Below are 20,688 nucleotides of genomic sequence, written 5' to 3'. Positions count from 1 at the left end.
CGCATCCCACGTCCGCCATTTTACCGTGCATTACCCGGGCGCATGAGCCAGACATCGATCGAGCGGCTGAGGGAATATCTCGCGCAGCTCCCGCCGCAGTCGCAGGCGCTGCTGATGCGGGAGTTCGAGCGCGCGCTCGAGCGCGGCCAGGACACGGCCGTGGCGACCCTGGTGCTCGAGCAGCTGCGCAAGATCGTCCGCAGGACCGAAGCCGACGAGGCCCCGCCGCCGCGCACCGACGACCTGTCGCGCCTCCTGTTCCAGGCGCTGGAACCGTTCCTGGTCGAGGCAGGCGCCCCGATCCGGGTCGGCCAGATCCGGCGGTCTTCGCTGCAGCCGATCTGGCAATGGCTCGGCCGTGACGGCGCCCCGGACAAGCTGACCGAATTCGAGGCGGCCCTGGCGCGCATGCCGGCGGAGAGCGCCGGCCAGGTCGAGGCCCTCGCGCAAAAGCTGCAAGCGGTGGCCGCGGACGCCATCTTCGCGCTGACCGGTCCCGGCGGCGGCGACAAGTCGCGCGCGCTCGCCCGCGTCGGTCCGCCCAACGTGATCGAGGACCTCTATTCGATCGGCGCGGTGCTCGCGGTGCGCGAGGCCATCGCCACGCTGAACGAGAAGCTGCCGCGCACCTTGCGCGCCTTCGGCGATCCCCAGATCGCCTCGGTGACGTCGGCGCTCAACATTCCGGTCCTGCAGACGCCGCAGATGCTGCCTTTCGCCCTGTCGATCGTCGTGCAACGCATGACCGCGCCGTGGCAGATCATCCGCCTCGCCATCAAGATCGCCGCGTCCGACGACGAGATCCGCGTCGCGGCAACGCCTTATGGCGTCGCCGTCACCATTGCCCTGCACGATCTGTCCTGCGTCGCGGCGATCCTGCGCATGGACATCAAGCGCGGCCATTTCGACAACGTCGCCGGCAATCTCAAGGCGCTGCACGACGGCGCGCGCGGCCTGCGTACCGAGCTCGACCTGCGCAACGATTCAGTCTGGGGCAAGCAGCTGACCTCGATCAGGGCCGACATCTCCAATGCGCTGCAATCGGAGATCGACAGTGTTCCCGGCCGCGTGCGCCGCATCCTGCGCCAGCGTCCCGAGAAGGACATTCCGCCGGGCGCGCGGATCGACAGCACCGAGGTGGAAGAGACCGCCGCGCTGATGGAGTTCGTCGCGACCTGCCGCAATTACGCGAGCGAGCTCGCGATCAACGAGGTGACGCTGCGCACCTATTCCGACCTGCAGCAATATGTCGAACGCTCGACCGAGCAGCTCGTGCAGGCGCTGCGCGGCGCCGACCACAAGGTGCGCACCTACAGACAACAGCAGGTGCAGGCCGCGATCCGCTTCTGCCAGGTGCTGTTCGGCGACGACTATGCCTCGCTGATGAGCCGCGCTGCGGAGAACGCCGCGACAGGCGAGCGCAAATCGTCGCGCGCGAGTTGATTCAAGCGCATATTTTCGTGATCACAATTTATGGTTGACGCTGCCGGTGGTGGGCCCTACGGTCGCCGTGCAAATTTCTGGAATTTCTATCTGTGGGCGCATGAAACCCATTATCAGCTCCATCGAAATCGAGAACCGCGTCATTGTTGCCAAATATCAACGACTGATGGTCGGCGCGAAGGTGGTGCTGGTCGAGAAGGCAAGCGGTCGTCAGCTGCCCGAGACCGCCACCAGGGTTGCTTCTCCGGTTCCGGTCGGGGCGGTGCGCATCAGGCTGCCCGAGGCCATCGAGCCCGGGACGTACTTCCTCAAGGCCTTCAACGGGCACGGCGAGGACGCCGCGCGGAGCGCGGACTTCGAGATCGGCTAAGCCGTTGGAGTTTCACCATTTCGGGACTGCGCGCGGTCGCGCCAAATTGACAATTGTCAATTGCCGCATCGTCCGGCCGTGGTGTAAAGCCACCTATGGGCGCGGGTGGCGCGCTGCCGGAAGCTTGCCAGATGACGTTATGGTTCGTGTTCGCGCTGATGACGGTCGCGGCGATTTTCGCCGTGCTCTTGCCGCTCGGCCGTAGCGGACGCGCGCAGGAGCAGGGCGGCCCACATCAGGGCAGCGAAGTCGCGGTCTACAAGGACCAGCTCGCCGAGATCGAGCGCGATCTCGCCGTGGGGCTGATCGCCGCACCCGAAGCCGAGGCCGCGCGCGTCGAGATCAGCCGCAGGCTGCTCGCCGCAGCCGCCGGCGAGCCAGCAGCAGCGCCGAAATCGAACCTCAAATGGCGCCGCTCCGCGGCTGTGCTGGCGCTCGTCGGCCTGCCGCTGGTTGCAATCGGCGTCTACATGCCGCTCGGCTCGCCCCGGCTTCAGGACTTTCCGCTGGCGGAGCGCGAGCGCGGGACCGGCATGGCGCGTTCGCTCGAAAATCTCGTCGTGCAGGTCGAGCAGCATCTGGAAAAGAATCCGACCGATGGACGCGGCTGGAACGTGCTCGCGCCGGTGCTGCAGCGGCTCGGGCGCTTCGACGATGCGGTGCGGGCCTATCGCAACGCGCTGACCTACAATGGCGAGAGCCCGGAGCGTCGGTCCGATCTCGGCGAGGCGATCGCGGCCGCCGCCGGTGGCGTCGTGACCGCGGAGGCCAAGACCGAGTTCGAGCGCGCACATGCGCTCGACGCCGATGATCCCAAGTCGAACTATTTCCTCGGGCTCGCCGCCGAGCAGGACGGCCGCAAGGACGATGCCGCCAACATCTGGCGCGCGCTGCTGGCGAAGGCGCCTTCCGATGCGCCGTGGCGGCCCCTGGTGCAGTCCTCGCTGGCGCGGGTCGGCGGCGGCGGCAGCGGGACGGTGCCGGCGCTGTCGGACGAGACCATTGCGGCGTCCAAGGACATGGCCGAAGGCGATCGCAACGCGATGGTGCGCGGCATGGTCGAGCGCCTCGCCACCCGGTTGAAGCAGAACGGGGACGATGTCGAGGGCTGGCTGCGCCTGGTGCGCGCCTATCTGGTGATGGGCGATCGCGACAAGGCAAAGGGCGCCTCGACCGACGCGCGTCAGGCGGTCGCCAACGATGCCGAACGGCTCCGCCAGCTCAACGAAGGCCTCAAGACCCTCGGGCTCGACGGATGATGATGTCGGGACGGGACGAGCGGAGAACGGATACGCCATGACGCGCAAGCAGCGACGTATGACCATCATCGGCGGCTCGCTCGCCGTGCTCGCGCTCGCGGCCGCGCTGGTGCTCAACGCATTGCGCGACTCCATCGTGTTCTTCTCGACGCCGAGCATGGTGGCCGAGAAGCACGTCGCGCCCGGCAAGCGCTTTCGCCTCGGCGGCCTGGTGCAGCCCGGCTCGCTCCAGCGCGGCGACAATCTCGCGGTGAGCTTCGAGGTTGCCGACGGCAACGCAAAGCTTCCCGTCGCCTACAAGGGCATTCTGCCCGACCTGTTCCGCGAAGGGCAGGGTGTCGTCGCCGAAGGCGCGCTCGATGCCAATGGCGTGTTCAAGGCCGACACCGTGCTCGCCAAGCACGACGAGACCTACATGCCCAAGGACGTCGCCGATGCCCTGAAGAAGCAGGGACACTGGAAAGATGATTACGGTGCCCAGGCCTCCGGCGGGGCGAAGCCCGCGGCTACCACCGCGCAGGGCAATCCGCAGGGAGCCGTGCGGTGATCGCAGAATCCGGACATTACGCGCTGGTGCTGGCGCTTGGGCTGGCACTGATCCAGTCCATCGTGCCGCTGATCGGCGCGCGCCTCGCCGATGCCGCGCTGATGAACGTGGCGCGCTCCACCGCGCTGGCGCAGCTCCTGTTCGTCGGCGCCTCGTTCGTCGCGCTGGTGATGCTGCACGTCAATTCGGACTTCTCGGTCGCCAATGTCTACGAGAATTCCCATTCCATGAAGCCGCTGCTCTACAAGATCACCGGCGTGTGGGGGAACCACGAAGGCTCGATGCTGCTGTGGGTGTCGATCCTGGCGCTGTTCGGTGGCCTCGTCGCCGCCTTCGGCAATAACCTGCCGCTGTCGCTGCGCGCGCATGTGCTGGCCGTGCAGGCCTGGATCGCCAGTGCCTTCTACCTTTTCATCCTCGTGACCTCGAACCCGTTCCTGCGCATCGCCAACCCGCCGATCGAGGGACGCGATCTCAATCCCGTGCTGCAGGACATCGGCCTCGCCGTGCATCCGCCGATGCTCTATCTCGGCTATGTCGGCTTCTCGATCTCGTTCTCCTTCGCCATCGCCGCGCTGATGGAAGGGCGGATCGACGCGGCCTGGGCGCGCTGGGTGCGGCCGTGGACGCTGGTGGCCTGGATCTTCCTGACGCTCGGTATCGCGATGGGCTCCTACTGGGCCTATTACGAGCTCGGCTGGGGCGGCTGGTGGTTCTGGGATCCGGTCGAGAACGCCTCGCTGATGCCGTGGCTCGCCGGCACCGCGCTGCTGCATTCGGCGCTGGTGATGGAGAAGCGCAACGCGCTGAAGGTCTGGACCATTCTTCTGTCGATCCTGACCTTCTCGCTGTCGCTGCTCGGCACCTTCCTGGTGCGCTCCGGCGTCATCACCTCGGTGCACGCTTTCGCCACCGATCCGACCCGCGGTGTGTTCATCCTGCTGATCCTGTGCCTGTTCATCGGCGGCAGCCTGTCGCTGTTCGCGGGCCGCGCGACCTCGCTGAAGCAGGGCGGCCTGTTCGCGCCGATCTCGCGCGAGGGCGCGCTTGTGCTGAACAATCTGCTGCTGACGGTCGCCTGCGCGGTGGTGCTGTTCGGCACGCTCTATCCGCTGGCGATGGAGATGCTCGCCGATTTCAAGATGTCGGTCGGCGCGCCCTTCTACAACCTCACCTTCGCGCCGCTGTTCGCGCTGCTGCTGCTCGCGGTGCCGTTCGGACCGATGCTGGCGTGGAAGCGCGGCGATCTGCTCGGCGTGATGCAGCGCCTGCTCGCGGCCGGCGTTGCCGGGCTCGTCGCCATCGCCATCGCCTGGGGCTGGGCGAGCGGCGGCGCCACGCTGGCGCCGCTCGCGATCGGGCTCGGCGTCTTCGTCATCGCCGGCGCGATCACCGACATCGTCGAGCGGACTGGGCTCGCGCGGGTGCCGTTCGCGACGGCACTGCACCGCGCCCGCGGCCTGCCGCGCTCGGCCTGGGGCACGGCGTTCGCGCATGCCGGCCTCGGCGTCGCGCTGATCGGCATCGTCTGCGAGACCACCTGGAACAGCGAGCATATCGCGACGATGAAGCAGAACGACGTCGCCCAAATCGCCGGTTACGACGTCAAGCTCGACGGCCTGTTCCAGCGCCAGGGCCCGAACTACCGCGAGATGATCGCGGAATTCAAGGTCAGCCGCGACGGCGAGGCCATCAGCGTCATGACGCCGTCCAAGCGCAGCTTCACCACGCGCGGCTCCTCGACCACGGAGGCCGCGCTGCTGACGCGCGGTGCGAGCCAGCTCTACATCTCGCTCGGCGATGCCAATGCCGACGGCGCCATTGCCGTGCGCATCTATCACAAGCCCTTCGTGCTGCTGATCTGGTGGGGACCGGTGCTGATGGCGTTCGGCGGCGTGCTGTCGCTGTCCGACCGGCGTCTGCGGGTCGGCGCCCCCAAGCCGGCGCGGGCCAAGCAGCGCCTGCAGCCGGCGGAGTGATCCGATGCGCCGGATGATGGCCGCGTTCGCTCTTCTGATGCTGCTGGCCTTGCCCGCGGTCCACGCGGTGCAGCCCGACGAGATCATGTCGGACCCCGCCAGGGAAGCGCGCGCCCGCGAATTGTCGCGCGAGCTGCGCTGCATGGTCTGCCAGAACCAGTCGATCGACGATTCCGATGCGCCGCTGGCGCGCGACCTGCGCCTGCTGGTGCGCGAGCGCATCGCGGCGGGCGACAGCAATTCGCAGGTGCTCGACTTCCTGGTCGCGCGCTACGGCGAGTTCGTGCTGCTCAAGCCGCGCTTCGAGCGGCAGACCTTGCTGCTGTGGCTGCTCGCGCCGCTGCTGCTCATCGGCGGCGGCCTGGCGCTCTGGCTGCAAATCCGCCGTCGCGCGAAGACCGGTGCAGATGCACCGGCGCCGCCGCTCACGGCGGAGGAAGAGGCGCGGCTCGCCGCCTTGATGTCCGACGATGCGAAGTCGTCCTGACCTACGTAATGATACGTAGGCTGTCGGGCGCTGCGTGTTTCATGCTCTATTGACCTTTGTCTGGAAGCTTGTCGCGAGATTCGATTTCCAGCCTCTGAGTCCCCGAGATGTTCGCGAACAGCAATTTGACGATCCGCTTCCTGGTCGGCGCCGTCGTCGCTGCATTATTGTTCCTGCTCGGCATCGGCGGCGGCACCGGCTTCGTCGCGGTGCTGTATCTCAACAACGAGATCACCAGCCTGTCGTCGGATTTCGCCGCGCTCAGCGGCCCGGCGCGCGACCACGCGATGCTGATCTACCAGCAGGCGCAGACGGCGTTCTCGTGGTTCCTGGTCGCCTGCGGCGTGATCGCGGTCGTCGCCGTCGCGATCTGCCTCACCACCTTCTTCGCGGTTCGCAACGGCATCCTCACGCCGCTTGGGGCGATCGTGCATGCGATGCGCGAGGTCGCCGACCAGAAGTTCGAGACGCCGGTGCCGGGGCTCGGCGGCACCAACGAGATCGGCCTGCTCGCCGGCGCGCTCGAAGTGTTCAAGACCAACGGTATCGAGCGCCGCCGCCTCACCGAGCAGCAATTGCACGAGGCGCAGCACCAGGCCGAGCGTTCGAAATTTCTCGACGATCGGATCAAGCGCTTCAACGATCTCGTCGCCAGCGTCGTGGACAGCGTGGCGTCGTCGGCCGTGCATCTCAAGCGCAACGCCGAGACGTTGTCGCGGACGGCCAACGAGACCAGCACCAAGGCCAATGCGGTGGCGAGCGGTGCGAGCCAGGCCAGCGTCAGCGTCCAGACGGTCGCGGGCTCGGCCGAGGAGATGACCAACTCGATCGGCATGATCAGCCGCCGCGTCACCGATGCGACCCAGCGCGCCGAGGGCGCGGCGTCGCAGGCCGAAAAGAGCCGCGACACCATCCACACGCTGTCGGACGCCGCCGACAAGATCGGCGAGGTCGTGCAGCTCGTGCAGGCGATCGCCTCGCAGACCAATCTGCTGGCGCTCAACGCCACCATCGAGGCGGCGCGGGCCGGCGAGGCCGGCAAGGGCTTTGCCGTGGTCGCTTCCGAAGTGAAGAATCTCGCGCACCAGACCAGCAAGGCGACAGAGGAGATCACCTCCCATGTTGCCAGCATCCAGGGCATCACCGCGGAGACGCGCGGCGCGATCGACGGCATCTCGAAGACGCTGTCGGAGATCTCATCGATCATGTCCGGCATCGAGGTCGATACCGCCCAGCAGCGCAATGCCACGCAGGACATCACCCGCAGCGCACAGGACGCCGCCCACGGAACACTCGACGTCTCCAATCACATCGCCCAGATCACCTCGACCTCGGCGGAGACCGGCCGCATGGCGGCTGAAGCCCGGGATTCCGCCGTCGATCTGTCGCGGCAGGCCGAGACCCTGAAGCGCGAAGTCGACGAGTTCATCGTCAGCGTCAGGGCCAGCTGAGGCTCGGCACCGGAACCCGACTAAGTTCCTGTAAGACCAGGACTTTCGGCCTGCGCTAAACTGCCGCAGTCGAGCCGCGCCTTCATTACAAAAGTTTAACCCCGCCGCCAGCGCGCGGTAAGGCGGGAGTCCCCATCTTCAGCTCCGCAAGGTGCCGTCATCCGGCGCCAAAACGAATTCTAGGGCCCTGGAGATCTCTGCATGAACGACCGTATCGACCTCTCGAACCTCCCATCCTACCGGCAGCAGCGCCGGTCGGTGTTCTCGGCGCGCAGGCTCGCGCTGATGGCCTCGGTCGTCGCCGGTCTCGGTGCCGCCGTCTACGGCTTCGGCCCGTCGATGTCGCCGGCCGACCTGATTTCGAGCCCGGCGCATGCGCAGGTCAACAACGAGGTCCGCAAGGTCGAACGTCCGGTCGGTTTCGCCGACATCGTCGAGCGCGTGAAGCCGTCGGTGATCTCGGTCAAGGTCAACATCAAGGAGAAGACCGCAAGCAACGATGACGGCGATGATTCCAGCTCGCCGTTCCAGCCGGGCTCGCCGATGGAGCGCTTCTTCCGTCGCTTCGGCGGCCCGGATGGCATTCCCGGCATGAAGGGCGGTGGTCGCGGCCGCGTCGTGCAGGGCCAGGGCTCCGGCTTCTTCATCTCGGCTGACGGCTACGCCGTGACCAACAACCACGTGGTCGACGGCGCCGACAAGGTCGAGGTCACCACCGACGACGGCAAGACCTACACCGCCAAGGTGATCGGCACCGACCAGCGCACCGACCTCGCCTTGATCAAGGTCGAGGGCAGCACCAACTTCCCGTTCGCCAAGCTGGCCGACAGCAAGCCGCGGATCGGCGACTGGGTGCTGGCGGTCGGCAATCCCTTCGGTCTCGGCGGCACCGTGACCGCGGGCATCGTCTCGGCCAGCGGCCGCGATATCGGCAACGGTCCCTATGACGACTTCATCCAGATCGACGCGCCCGTGAACAAGGGCAATTCCGGCGGTCCGGCGTTCGACACCAATGGCGAGGTGATGGGCGTCAACACCGCGATCTACTCGCCCTCCGGCGGCAGCGTCGGCATCGCGTTCTCGATCCCGGCGAACACCGTGAAGAGCGTGGTGGCCCAGCTCAAGGACAAGGGCTCGGTCAGCCGCGGCTGGATCGGTGTGCAGATCCAGCCCGTCACCTCCGACATCGCCGACAGCCTCGGCATGAAGAAGGCCGAAGGCGCGCTGGTGGCGGAGCCGCAGGCAAACGGTCCGGCCGCGAAGGCCGGTATCGAATCCGGCGACGTGATCACCGCGGTCAACGGCGAATCGGTCAAGGACGCCCGTGAGCTCGCCCGCACCATCGGCGGCATGGCGCCCGGTGCGACCGTGAAGCTGAACGTGCTGCACAAGGGCGCGGACAAGGTCGTGAACCTCACCCTCGGCCAGCTGCCGAACACGGTCGAGGCCAAGGCCGACCTCGACAAGGACAGCGGCAAGGGTGCCAGCAAGGGCACCGACGTGCCGAAGCTCGGCATGACGGTTGCGCCCGCGAATTCCGTGGCCGGCGCCGGCAAGGAAGGCGTCGTGGTCACCGAAGTCGATCCGAAGAGCGCCGCGGCCGAACGCGGCTTCAAGGAAGGCGATGTGATCCTCGAGGTCGGCGGCAAGAGCGTGGCCACCGCCGGCGAAGTCCGTGACGCCATCAACGCGGCGCGGACCGACAACAAGAACAGCGTCCTGATGCGCGTGAAGAGCGGCGGCCAGTCGCGCTTCGTCGCGATCCCCCTCGCCAAGGGGTAAGCCTCAGGAGGCCTACGAAATGAAGGGTGCCGCCGGCATCAGTCGCCCCCGCCGCCGGCGCCCTTCGGGGGAGCAGCGTAACGTTCGCTTCCCCAGCCTACCTTCCGGTGGAAATACGCCCCCCTCCGTCGGAAGGCCTAGGGCGGTGAGGTCCCCCCAGCTTCACCGCCCGCCTTTTTCTCGCTTCGACACTCTCGCCCTCGGCTTGCATGCGATTGCCGCTCGCGCCATGTTTAGAGAAGGTTGACCTCCTTGACCGCCGCCGAACGCACGATGCGCCTCCTCATCATTGAAGACGACCGCGAATCCGCCGACTATCTCGTGAAGGCGTTTCGCGAGGTCGGACACATTGCCGACCACGCCGCCGACGGCGAGGAGGGCCTCGCCATGGCCGAGAACGGCGAATACGACGTGCTGGTGGTCGACCGCATGCTGCCCAAGCGCGACGGCCTGTCGCTGATCGGCGCGCTGCGCGACCAGGACAACACCACGCCGGTGCTGATCCTCTCCGCGCTCGGCCAGGTCGACGACCGCATCAAGGGCCTGCGCGCCGGCGGCGACGACTATCTGCCGAAGCCCTATTCCTTCGCCGAGCTGCTCGCCCGCGTCGAGGTGCTGTCGCGCCGCCGCGGCGGACCTGCCGAGGACACCCTCTACCGCGTCGGCGATCTCGAGCTCGACCGGCTGTCCCATCGCGTCGCCCGCGGCAAGGACGAGCTGACGCTGCAGCCACGCGAATTCCGCCTGCTCGAATATCTCATGAAGCATGCCGGCCAGGTGGTGACGCGGACCATGCTGCTGGAGAACGTCTGGGACTACCATTTCGATCCGCAGACCAACGTGATCGACGTGCACATTTCGCGGCTGCGCTCCAAGATCGACAAGGGGTTTGAGCGGCCGCTGCTGCACACGATCCGCGGCGCCGGGTACATGATCCGTGACGGCATTCGGTAAACTCGTCCGCACCACGGCGTTCCGGCTGACGCTGGTCTATTTGCTGCTGTTCGCGATGTTCGCGGCCTCGCTGCTCGGCTATTTCGCCTGGAACACGCGGCGGCTGATCACCGAGGAAATCACGCAGACGGTGAATGCCGAGACCTCGGAGATCAACGATCTCTACGACAGGCGCGGCTTGCGCGGGCTGGTGCTCGCGATCGAGTACCGCGCGCTGCGGCCGGGCGCCAACCTCTATCTCGTAACCACGCCGACAGGGCAGGCGATCGCCGGCAATGTCGGCTCGCTCGCGCCCGGAGTGATGGCGACGCGGGGCTGGTCCGAGACCGCCTACCGGCGGATCGAGGATACCGATGACCGCGATCATCGTGCCCTGGTTCGCGTCACCGAGCTCGAAAACGGCTTCCGTCTCCTGATCGGCCGCGACCTCGCCGAGCGGCGGCGCCTGTTCAGCATCGTCGCCAAGGCGGCGCAATGGTCGGTCCTGATCGTCGTGGTGCTCGGCCTCGGCGGCGGCATCTTCGTCGCGCGCAGGGTGCTGAGGCGCATCGACGCGATGACCGGCACCGCCCAGCGCATCATGACCGGCGATCTCAGCGGCCGCCTGCCCGTGGGCCGCAGCGGCGACGAGCTCGACCGTCTGGCGGAAAACCTCAACGCCATGCTGGAGCGGATCGAGGCGCTGATGGCGGGGCTGAAGGAGGTCTCCGATAACATCGCCCACGATCTCAAGACGCCGCTGACGCGCCTGCGCAACCGGGCCGAGGAGGCGCTGGCGAAATCGGGCTGCGAGGCCGACTACCGCGCCGCGCTGGAGCGGACCATCGAGGAATCCGACGGCCTGATCCGCACCTTCAACGCGCTGCTGATGATTGCCCGCGCCGAGTCGGGACAGGCGCGCGGCAACATGGACGATTTCGACGCCGCCGATGTCGCGGGCGGCATCCACGAGCTCTACGAGCCGCTCGCCGAAGACGACGGCATGACCTTGAAGGTGAAGGCCGATCCGACGCCGGTTCACGGCAACCGCGAACTGATCAGCCAGGCGCTCGCCAACCTGGTCGAGAATGCCATCAAGTACGGCAAGCCGGCTGCGCAGCCCGCGGGAACCGTGGTCAGCATGGACTCGAGGCAGATCACCATCGAGGCAAGGCGCGAGGGCGATCAGGTGCTGCTCAGCGTGTCCGATCGCGGCCCCGGCATCCCCGAAGCCGACCGCAAGCATGCCGTCGAGCGATTCGTCCGGCTGGAAGCGAGCCGCACGCTACCGGGCTCCGGCCTCGGCCTCAGCCTCGCCTCCGCAGTTGCGACGCTCCATGGCGGAGAATTGCGGCTGGGTGATGCCCATCCCGGCCTCGTCGCCACGCTGGCACTGCCGGCGCGCGCGGGCGCAGGCGACAGGGTTGCTCCGTCAATGCCGGATGTGCCACAGAAGGTGGCATGAACCACTCCGCGCCGGGAAACGCGGACAAGCATGGTGAGAGTCTGGCCGCGCGCTTTGCGGAAGCTCCCCATATTGCCGCTTCCACAACCGATGAACCCCGTTTTGAAAACTGGCTGGCCGAGCTCGAGCCGGCGCAATCGGCCCGTCTCCAGCCGCTGCTCGCTTATCCCTTCGCGCGGAACATCCTGGCCGGCATCGCGGAATTCTCGCCCTATCTGTTCGATCTGGCGCGCGCCGATGCGCCGCGCCTGATCCGGCTGCTCGAATGCGATCCGGATGCGCACCTGTCCGCGCTGATCGCGGAGGCGCGGAACGCGGTGCTCGCGGCGCCCGACGAGGCCGAGGTGATGCGGCTGCTTCGCCGCATGAAGGCGGAGGCCGCGCTGCTGACCGCGCTGTGCGACATCGGCGGGGTCTGGCCGGTGATGCGGGTGACGGCGGCGCTGACCGACGTCGCGGTCTCCTCCGTGCAGGCGGCGCTGCAGTATCAGCTGCGGCAGGAAGCCGCACGTGGAAAGATCCGCCCGCCCAACCTCGAGGCCCCGGAAGAGGGCTGCGGCCTGATCGTGCTCGCGATGGGCAAGATGGGTGCGGGCGAGCTGAACTACTCCAGCGACATCGACCTCATCGTGTTCTTCGACCCTGACAATACGACGCTTGCGCCTGATATCGAGCCGCAGCCGTTCTTCGTCCGGGTCACGCAGGGCATGGCGCGCATCCTGCAGCAGCGCACCTATGACGGCTACGTCTTCCGCGTCGACCTGCGCCTGCGACCCGATCCGTCCTCGACGCAGGTGGCGATCTCCCGTGATGCCGCGCTGAACTATTACGAGCGGGAAGGGCGCACCTGGGAGCGTGCCGCCATGATCAAGGCGCGCGCCTGTGCCGGCGACGCCAAGGCCGGGGAGGCGCTGCTCGCCGAGATCGCGCCCTTCGTCTGGCGCAAGCACCTCGACTTCGCCGCGCTTGCCGACGTCCACGACATGAAGCGGCAGATGCAGACCTATCGCGGCCAGAGCGAGATCGCGGTCGAGGGCCACAACGTCAAGGTCGGCCGCGGCGGCATTCGCGAGATCGAGTTCTTCGCGCAGACCCAGCAACTCATTGCCGGCGGCCGCCATCCGGAATTGCGGGTACGGCCGACGCTGAGAGCGCTCGACGTGCTCGCCGCCAGCAACTGGATCACCTCCGCCGCGCGCGACGAGCTCACCACCGCCTACGAATTCCTGCGCCGGGTCGAGCACCGCCTCCAGATGATCGCGGACGAGCAGACCCATGCGCTGCCAGAGGACAAGGAAGCGGTCGAGCGCTTTGCGCGCTTCTTCGGTTACGTCGATCGCGAGGCCTTTGCGCGCGACCTGCTGCGCCAGCTCGAAATCGTGCTGGGGCATTACGAAAAACTGTTCGAGGGCGACGATCCGACCGGCACGGCGAAGCTGCCGGCGCTCGACTACAGCGCGGGCCCCGACGACCCGCGCCTGCTCCAGCACATGACGGCGCTCGGCTTCAAGAAGCCGGCCGCGGTGGCGCAGACCGTGCGCGACTGGATCACCGGCGATTATCGTGTGTTCCGAAATGAGGCGACGCGCAGCGCCTTCATCGAGTTCGTGCCGGCCCTGATCGACGGGCTCGCGCATGCCGAGGAGCCGGACCGCGCGGTCGTGGCGTTCGATCAGTTCCTCGGCGCGCTGCAGCGTGGCGGCCGGCTGATCACGCTGCTTGGCCAGAACCGCGATCTCGTCGCGCTGGTGGCGCTGGTGCTGGGCGCAGCGCCCCGGCTAGGGGAGATGCTGGCGCGCCAGCCGCAGCTCATGGACGGCCTGATCGATCCGCGCTTCTTCGGCGCGATGCCGGACCGGCAGGAATTGTCGGAGCGGCTCGCCGCCACCGTGCAGGACGCCGGCTCATACGAGGAGTTCCTCGATCGCCTGCGCCTGTTCGGGCAGGAGAGCCTGTTCCTGATCGGCACGCGCATCCTCTCCGGTACCGTCTCGGCGCAGCAGGCGAGCACCGCCTTTGCCGACGTCGCCGAAGGCATCGTCCACACCGTGCATGGCCTCGTCGCCGACCGCTTTGCCGCCCAGCACGGCCGCATCAAGGGCCAGGAGACCGCGATCATCGCGATGGGCCGACTCGGCAGCCGCGAGATGACGGCCTCGTCCGATCTCGACCTGATCCTGCTCTATGATTTCGACGCCGAGGACCCGGATTCCGACGGCGCCAAGTCGCTGCAGGGCGCGCATTATTTCGCCCGCTTCACCCAGCGCCTGATCAGCGCGTTCACGACGCGGACCAATTACGGCGTGCTCTACGAGATCGACATGCGGCTGCGCCCGTCGGGACGCGCCGGCCCGGTGGCGTCGAGCCTTGCGTCCTTCGCCGACTACCAGGCCAACGAGGCCTGGACCTGGGAGCACATGGCGCTGACGCGCGCGCGCGTGGTGTCGGCCTCGCCTGAATTCCGGCAGCGGATCGAGCGCGTGATCCGCGATGTCCTGACCCGTCGCCGCGACCGCGGGATCATCGCCAACGACGTTGCCGACATGCGCGGTGCGATCGGCCAGGAGAAGGGCGAGACCGACTATTGGGATCTCAAATATGCCGCCGGCGGCATGATCGACATCGACTTCATCGCGCAATATCTCCAGCTCGTGCATGCGCACGACAAGCCCGGGATTCTCGACGTCAGCACGCTGCAGGTGCTGGACAATGCCTGCAGGCTCGGCGTGCTCGGTCAATCGGAGACCGAGATCCTGCGCGCCGCAGTGCGGCTCTATCACGACCTGACGCAGATCCTGCGACTCTGCGTCAGCGACCGCTTCAAGCCGGAAACCGCCGGCACCGATCTGCAGCGCGTGATGGCGCGCGCCGGCGATGCGCCGGACTTCTCCTCGCTCGAGGCGCGGGTGAAGGAAACGCAGAGCGAGGTGCGGCGCGTGTTCAGGACGCTGCTGGAAGGCTCTGCTTCAGCGAAGTGAGGGCCTCGCGCACGTTCGGCTCCAGGCCCGCGCCGCCGGCGTCGAGATGGGCGAAGATCGCGCGCTTCATCCTGGGGTCCCAGAACTTCTTGATGTGGTCGGCGATCCCCGGCACGGCCTTGTCGTGGCCCTGGCTGCGGAAGAACAGGCCGATCTGGTTGGCCATGTAGACGAGGCGGTCAGGCGACGACATCGATGATCTCCTGGGCACGAAGGGCCGTGACGCGGCCCTGGTGCGTGAACACTTCAAACCCGTCGCTGCGGGCAATCGCAATCAGCGTGATGCCGGCAGCCTCCGCCGTGCGTACCGCGAGCGCGGTGGGGGCGGAGACCGCGACCATGACAGGCGCGCCGATCGCGGCGGTCTTCTGCACCATCTCGACCGAGACGCGGCTGGTCAGCAGCACCATGCCGACGCTGGCATCGGTCCGGCTGCGCGCCAGCGAGCCCGCGAGCTTGTCGAGCGCGTTATGGCGGCCGACGTCTTCGCGCAAGGCCACGATGCCATTCGATGGCGACCAGAAGGCCGCGGCGTGCACGGCGCGGGTCTGCATGTTGATCGATTGCAGCGGCGCGATCGCCTGCATCGCCGTCATGACCTGCTGCGGCGTGAAGGTCTGTCCCTGCGGCACGATTGCTGCAGGCCGTATGGCCTCGGCGATGGACTCGACGCCGCAGATGCCGCAGCCGGTGGGGCCGGCGATGTGGCGGCGGCGTTCGCTGATGCGCGCGGCGTTGTCCTGTTCGAGCCACATCCTGAGCTCGATGCCGTCGTCGAGGCGCACGACCTCGAGCGACTTGATGTCGTCCACCGATGTGATGATGCCCTCGTCCAGGCTGAAGCCGACGGCGAAATCCTCGAGGTTCTGCGGCGTTCCCATCATCACGGCGTAGGTGCCGCCATTATAGGTCAGCGCCAGCGGCGTCTCCTCGGGGATCAGCCGCGTCCCTTCGGACGCGGCACCGTCGCGCCAGATTTCGCGGTCGATGGCCTGGACCGGCACGTGCATGCGGTTACTCCGCGGCCTCGGCGGGCGCGATGCGGCGGGAATGCCGCGCCTGCTCGTCATAGGCCTTCTGCCAGTCGGACGGGCCGTTCGACGGCGAGATCTGCACTGCCGTGACCTTGTATTCCGGACAGTTGGTCGCCCAGTCCGAAAAGTCGGTCGTGATCACGTTGGCCTGCGTGTCCGGGTGGTGGAAGGTGGTGTAGACGACGCCCGGCGACACGCGGTCGGTGATCTCCGCGCGCAGCGTGGTCTCGCCTGCGCGGCTCTGCAGCCGCACCCAGTCGCCGTCGCGCACGCCGCGCAGCTCGGCATCGTGCGGATGGATCTCCAGCCGGTCCTCGGCATGCCAGACCACGTTGTCGGTGCGCCGTGTCTGTGCGCCGACATTGTACTGGCTGAGGATGCGGCCCGTGGTGAGCAGCAGCGGGAAGCGGGGGCCGGTGCGTTCGTCGGTCGCGACATATTCGGTGACGATGAACTTGCCCTTGCCGCGGACGAAGCCGCCGATATGCATCACCGGCGTGCCCTCCGGCGCCTTCTCGTTGCAGGGCCACTGCACCGAGCCGAGTTCGTCGAGCTTGGCGTAGGAGACGCCCGTGAAGGTCGGCGTCAGCGCCGCGATCTCGTCCATGATCTCGGAAGGGTGGCTGTAGTTCATCTCGAAGCCCATCGCCTTGGCGAGTGCGATGGTGACTTCCCAGTCGGCCATGCCGTTCTTCGGCGTCATCACCTTGCGCACGCGCTGGATGCGGCGCTCGGCGTTGGTGAAGGTGCCGTCCTTCTCGAGGAAGCTCGAGCCGGGCAGGAAGACGTGGGCATAGTTCGCGGTCTCGTTCAGGAAGAGGTCGTGGACGATGACGCATTCCATCGCCGACAGCGCCGCGACCACGTGCTTGGTGTTCGGGTCGGACTGCAGAATGTCCTCGCCCTGCACGTAGATGCCCATGAACGTGCCTTCGATCGCGGCATCGAACATGTTGGGAATGCGCAGGCCCGGCTCCGGGTTGAGCTTGACGTTCCAGAGCGCCTCGAACTGGTCGCGCACCGCCTCGCCCGAGATGTGGCGATAGCCGGGCAGCTCGTGCGGGAACGAGCCCATGTCGCAGGAGCCCTGCACGTTGTTCTGGCCGCGCAGCGGGTTCACGCCGACGCCGGGACGGCCGATATTTCCGGTCGCCATTGCAAGGTTGGCGATCGCGATCACCGTGGTCGAGCCCTGGCTGTGCTCGGTGACGCCGAGGCCGTAATAGATCGCGCCGTTGCCGCCGGTGGCGTAGACGCGGGCAGCTTCGCGCAGCACCGTCGGATCGACGCCGGTCAGGATGGCCGTGGCCTCCGGGCTGTGCTTCGCTTGCGCGACGAAGGCGGCCCATTCCTCGAACTCGCTCCAGTCGCAGCGCTCGCGCACGAAGGCTTCATTGACGAGCCCCTCGGTGACGATGACATGCGCCAGTGCGGTGACCACGGCGACGTTCGTGCCCGGCATCAAGGGCAGATGCAGCGCCTTCACATGCGGCGAGTCCACCATCTCGGTGCGGCGCGGATCGATCACGATCAGCTTTGCACCCTGGCGCAGCCGCTTCTTCAGGCGGGAGGCGAACACCGGGTGAGCCGAGGCCGGGTTGGCGCCGATGATGACGGCGACGTCGGTCTCCTCAACCGAGTCGAAGTCCTGCGTGCCGGCCGAGGTGCCGAAGGTCTGCGACAGGCCATAGCCGGTCGGCGAATGGCAGACGCGGGCGCAGGTGTCGACGTTGTTGTTGCCGAAGCCGCCGCGGATCAGCTTCTGCACCAGATAGGTCTCTTCATTGGTGCAGCGGGAGGAGGTGATGCCGCCGATGGCGTCGCGGCCGTACTTCTTCTGGATGCCGCGCATCTTGGCGGCGGCGAACGAGAACGCCTCGTCCCAGGAGACTTCCTTCCAGGGATCCTCGATCCGCTCGCGGATCATCGGATTGAGGATGCGTTCCTTGTGGTTGGTGTAGCCCCAGGCGAAGCGGCCCTTGACGCAGGAATGGCCGCGATTGGCCTTGCCGTCCTTGTACGGCACCATGCGCACGACTTCCTCGCCGCGCATCTCGGCCTTGAAGGCGCAGCCGACGCCGCAATAGGCGCAGGTGGTGACGACGGAATGCTCGGGCTGGCCGATCTCGATCACGGACTTTTCCGTCAGCGTCGCGGTCGGGCAGGCCTGCACGCAGGCGCCGCAGGAGACGCATTCGGAGCCGAGGAAGCTCTCGCTCATGCCGGGCGAGACGCGGCTGTCGAAGCCGCGGCCGGAGATCGTCAGCGCGAAGGTGCCTTGCACTTCCTCGCAGGCGCGGACGCAGCGCGAGCAGACGATGCACTTGGAGGGATCGTAGGTGAAGTACGGGTTGGACTCGTCCTTCGGCATCCAGTGGTCGTTTGCGCAGCCGTCGGTCTTGGCGAAAACATGATTCTCGCCCTCGTAGCCGTAGCGCACGTCGCGCAGGCCCACGGCGCCGGCCATGTCCTGCAGCTCGCAATCGCCGTTGGCGCCGCAGGTGAGGCAGTCGAGCGGATGGTCGGAGATGTAGAGCTCCATCACACCCTTGCGCAGCTTCTTCAGCCGTTCGGTCTGGGTGTGCACGACGAGGCCGTTCATGACCGGCGTGGTGCAGGAGGCCGGCGTGCCGGCGCGGCCCTCGATCTCGACGAGGCAGAGACGGCAGGAGCCGTATGCGTCGACCATGTCGGTCGCGCAAAGCTTCGGGATCTGGTGGCCGGCATCCATCGCGGCCCGCATGATCGAGGTGCCCTCGGGCACCGTGACCTGGTTGCCGTCGATGGTCAGCGTCACCATCGTTTCCGATTTGGAGCGCGGTGTGCCGTAGTCGATTTCTTCGATCAGAGACATCGTCGTTCTCCTATTCCGCGGCCTGAAGCGTGGTCGGCGCCGGAACGAAATCCTCCCGGAAGTGCTTCAATGCGCTGAGCACAGGGTAGGGCGTGAAGCCGCCGAGTGCGCAGAGCGAGCCGAATTTCATGGTGTTGCAGAGGTCTTCCACGAGCGCGAGGTTTTCATGCACGCGCTCGCCGTTGATGATCTTCTCGATGGTCTCGACGCCTCGGGTCGAGCCGATGCGGCACGGCGTGCACTTGCCGCAGGATTCGACAGCGCAGAATTCCATCGCAAAGCGCGCCTGCCGGCGCATGTCGACGCTGTCGTCGAACACGACGATGCCGCCATGGCCGATCAGGCCGTCGCGCGCGGCGAAGGCCTCGTAGTCGAAGGGGGTGTCGAACAAGGCGCGCGGGAAATAGGCGCCCAAGGGGCCGCCGACCTGCACGGCGCGAACCGGACGGCCGGTGGCCGTGCCGCCGCCGATGTCGTCGACGAGCTCGCCGAGCGTCACGCCGAACGCCGTCTCGAACAGGCCGCCGTGGCGGATGTTGCCGGCGAGCTGGATCGGCATCGTGCCACGCGAACGGCCCATGCCGAAATCGGCATAGGCCTTTGCGCCTTCGGCGAGGATGAAGGGGATCGCGGCGAACGACAGCACGTTGTTGATGACGGTCGGCTTGCCGAACAAGCCATGATGCGCCGGCAGCGGCGGCTTCGCGCGCACGATGCCGCGGCGGCCTTCGAGGCTCTCCAGCAGCGAGGTCTCTTCGCCGCAGACATAGGCGCCGGCGCCGACGCGGACTTCGAGATCGAAGCTGGTGGCGGAGCCGCCGATCTTGTCGCCGAGATAGCCGCCGCGCCTGGCAGCCTGGATCGCGGCGCTCATCGCCTCGACCGCGTGCGGATATTCGCTGCGGATGTAGATGTAGCCCTTGGTCGCGCCGACCGTGATGCCGGCGGTGGTCATGCCCTCGATCACCAGGAAGGGATCACCTTCCATGATCATGCGGTCGGCAAAGGTACCGCTGTCGCCTTCGTCGGCGTTGCAGACGATGAACTTGCGGTCGGCCTTGGCCTGCGCGACGGTCTTCCACTTGATGCCGGTCGGGAAGCCCGCACCGCCGCGGCCGCGCAGGCCGGACGCCGTGACTTCGTTCAGGATCGCATCCGGCCCGAGCGAGAGCGCGCGCTCAAAGCCCTTGTAGCCGCCATGGGCGCGGTAGTCGTCGAGCGAGCGCGGATCGATCACGCCGCAGCGGGCAAAGGTGAGGCGGGTCTGGCGCTTCAGCCAGGGGATCTCGTCTGTGGCACCGAGCCGCAACAGATGCGGTGTGTTGCCGGCGAGCGCGTCGAGCAGGGAGGGCACGTCCGCTTCAGTGACGGGGCCGAAGGCGATCCGGCCCTGCGGCGTTGCGACCTCGACCAGCGGCTCCAGCCAGTACATGCCGCGCGAACCGGTCCTGACGATGTCGACCGCTACGCCGCGCTTGGCGGCCGCCTGTGCCAGCGCCAGCGCGACCTCGTCGGCGCCGACGGCGACCGCACCCGCATCGCGTGAGACGAAGAGACGCATGCTCATCGCTGTGCCTCCGCAACCAGCGCGTCGAGGCGCTTCTCGTCGAGCCGGCCGATGAGGCGGCCATCCAGCATCGCGGACGGCGCGGTCGCGCACAGGCCGAGGCAGTAGATCGGCTCCAGCGTGACGCGATCATCCGCCGTCGTATGTCCGAGCGAAACGCCGAGCTTCGATTCGGCGCGCGCAGCCAGCGCATCGCCGCCGGCGGCCTGGCAGGCCTCGGCGCGGCACAGCTTCAGCACGTGGCGGCCGGCCGGCTTGTGGCGGAAATCATGATAGAAGGTGAACACGCCGTGCACTTCGGCGCGCGACAGATTCAGCGCCTGCGCGACCATGGGAATCGCAGCCTCCGGCACGTAGCCGAACGCCTCCTGGAGCGCGTGCAGGATGACGAGCGTCGCGCCTTCCTGCCTGGCATGTTCGGCGATGATCTCGGCGCCGCGCGCTTCGTCCCAAGGCTCGTAACGAGCTTCGTAAGGCGTTGTCATTATTCGTTCTCAACCTGAGCGTTTCTCTGCTGCAAACTATTTGGAATCATTCGA

Annotated in this window: 16 protein-coding genes; 11 read left to right on the top strand and 5 right to left on the bottom strand. The window is 67.2% G+C overall.

Going from position 1 to position 20,688, the window contains the following annotated elements; all coding sequences use genetic code 11:
- The first annotated feature begins 42 nt into the window (after positions 1 to 42).
- The 11 genes from JQ617_RS26645 to JQ617_RS26595 all read left to right on the top strand — a co-directional run bounded on the left by JQ617_RS26645 (position 43) and on the right by JQ617_RS26595 (position 14,694).
- Positions 43 to 1,443, top strand: coding sequence for a hypothetical protein (locus JQ617_RS26645; protein ID WP_212028904.1), 1,401 nt, complete (start codon positions 43 to 45; stop codon positions 1,441 to 1,443).
- Between the two features lie 100 nt (positions 1,444 to 1,543).
- Positions 1,544 to 1,813, top strand: coding sequence for a hypothetical protein (locus JQ617_RS26640; protein ID WP_212029066.1), 270 nt, complete (start codon positions 1,544 to 1,546; stop codon positions 1,811 to 1,813).
- Between the two features lie 131 nt (positions 1,814 to 1,944).
- Positions 1,945 to 3,072, top strand: a complete 1,128-nt coding sequence (gene ccmI, locus JQ617_RS26635; protein ID WP_212028903.1) for a c-type cytochrome biogenesis protein CcmI — start codon at positions 1,945 to 1,947, stop codon at positions 3,070 to 3,072.
- Between the two features lie 37 nt (positions 3,073 to 3,109).
- Positions 3,110 to 3,619, top strand: a complete 510-nt coding sequence (gene ccmE, locus JQ617_RS26630) for a cytochrome c maturation protein CcmE (RefSeq protein ID WP_063694460.1) — start codon at positions 3,110 to 3,112, stop codon at positions 3,617 to 3,619.
- Complete coding sequence (locus tag JQ617_RS26625; protein ID WP_212028902.1) at positions 3,616 to 5,598, top strand: heme lyase CcmF/NrfE family subunit; 1,983 nt, start codon at positions 3,616 to 3,618, stop codon at positions 5,596 to 5,598. The genes ccmE and JQ617_RS26625 overlap by 4 nt, the downstream gene beginning before the upstream one ends.
- Positions 5,599 to 5,602: 4 nt before the next feature.
- Positions 5,603 to 6,085: a cytochrome c-type biogenesis protein gene (locus JQ617_RS26620; RefSeq protein WP_212028901.1), complete on the top strand. Its 483-nt coding sequence runs from the start codon at positions 5,603 to 5,605 to the stop codon at positions 6,083 to 6,085.
- A gap of 107 nt (positions 6,086 to 6,192) precedes the next feature.
- On the top strand, positions 6,193 to 7,536 hold the full coding sequence (locus JQ617_RS26615; RefSeq protein WP_212028900.1) for a methyl-accepting chemotaxis protein: 1,344 nt from the start codon (positions 6,193 to 6,195) through the stop codon (positions 7,534 to 7,536).
- A gap of 201 nt (positions 7,537 to 7,737) precedes the next feature.
- On the top strand, positions 7,738 to 9,318 hold the full coding sequence (locus tag JQ617_RS26610) for a Do family serine endopeptidase (RefSeq protein ID WP_212028899.1): 1,581 nt from the start codon (positions 7,738 to 7,740) through the stop codon (positions 9,316 to 9,318).
- Between the two features lie 273 nt (positions 9,319 to 9,591).
- Positions 9,592 to 10,272 (top strand): response regulator transcription factor, encoded by a 681-nt coding sequence (locus JQ617_RS26605; RefSeq protein ID WP_063694500.1) that lies wholly within the window; start codon positions 9,592 to 9,594, stop codon positions 10,270 to 10,272.
- Positions 10,256 to 11,716: a sensor histidine kinase gene (locus tag JQ617_RS26600; RefSeq protein ID WP_212028898.1), complete on the top strand. Its 1,461-nt coding sequence runs from the start codon at positions 10,256 to 10,258 to the stop codon at positions 11,714 to 11,716. The genes JQ617_RS26605 and JQ617_RS26600 overlap by 17 nt, the downstream gene beginning before the upstream one ends.
- On the top strand, positions 11,713 to 14,694 hold the full coding sequence (locus JQ617_RS26595) for a bifunctional [glutamine synthetase] adenylyltransferase/[glutamine synthetase]-adenylyl-L-tyrosine phosphorylase (RefSeq protein WP_212028897.1): 2,982 nt from the start codon (positions 11,713 to 11,715) through the stop codon (positions 14,692 to 14,694). The genes JQ617_RS26600 and JQ617_RS26595 overlap by 4 nt, the downstream gene beginning before the upstream one ends.
- Here the strand turns inward: JQ617_RS26595 and JQ617_RS26590 are convergent.
- From JQ617_RS26590 to JQ617_RS26570, 5 genes are read right to left on the bottom strand one after another with little or no spacing between them, the layout of a single operon-like run.
- Positions 14,657 to 14,887 carry a formate dehydrogenase subunit delta gene (locus tag JQ617_RS26590; protein ID WP_212028896.1) on the bottom strand — a complete coding sequence of 77 codons (231 nt, stop codon included), beginning with the start codon at positions 14,885 to 14,887 and terminating at the stop codon, positions 14,657 to 14,659. The two genes, JQ617_RS26595 and JQ617_RS26590, sit on opposite strands and share 38 nt — an antisense overlap.
- On the bottom strand, positions 14,874 to 15,704 hold the full coding sequence (gene fdhD / locus JQ617_RS26585; RefSeq protein ID WP_212028895.1) for a formate dehydrogenase accessory sulfurtransferase FdhD: 831 nt from the start codon (positions 15,702 to 15,704) through the stop codon (positions 14,874 to 14,876). Before fdhD ends, JQ617_RS26590 begins: the two co-directional genes overlap by 14 nt.
- Before the next feature lie 4 nt (positions 15,705 to 15,708).
- Complete coding sequence (gene fdhF, locus JQ617_RS26580; RefSeq protein ID WP_212028894.1) at positions 15,709 to 18,582, bottom strand: formate dehydrogenase subunit alpha; 2,874 nt, start codon at positions 18,580 to 18,582, stop codon at positions 15,709 to 15,711.
- 10 nt (positions 18,583 to 18,592) lie between these two features.
- Entirely contained in the window at positions 18,593 to 20,149 is a 1,557-nt protein-coding gene (locus JQ617_RS26575) for a formate dehydrogenase beta subunit (RefSeq protein WP_212028893.1), read from the bottom strand.
- A complete protein-coding gene (locus JQ617_RS26570; protein ID WP_212028892.1) occupies positions 20,146 to 20,634 on the bottom strand; it encodes a formate dehydrogenase subunit gamma in 489 nt (162 codons plus the stop codon). Before JQ617_RS26570 ends, JQ617_RS26575 begins: the two co-directional genes overlap by 4 nt.
- Positions 20,635 to 20,688 lie beyond the last annotated feature (54 nt).

The sequence above is a fragment of the Bradyrhizobium sp. KB893862 SZCCT0404 genome, assembly GCF_018130885.1.
Taxonomy (GTDB): domain Bacteria; phylum Pseudomonadota; class Alphaproteobacteria; order Rhizobiales; family Xanthobacteraceae; genus Bradyrhizobium; species Bradyrhizobium stylosanthis.
The sequence above is the reverse complement of the archived record's forward strand: the minus strand, read 5'-3'. Positions and strand labels throughout refer to the sequence as shown.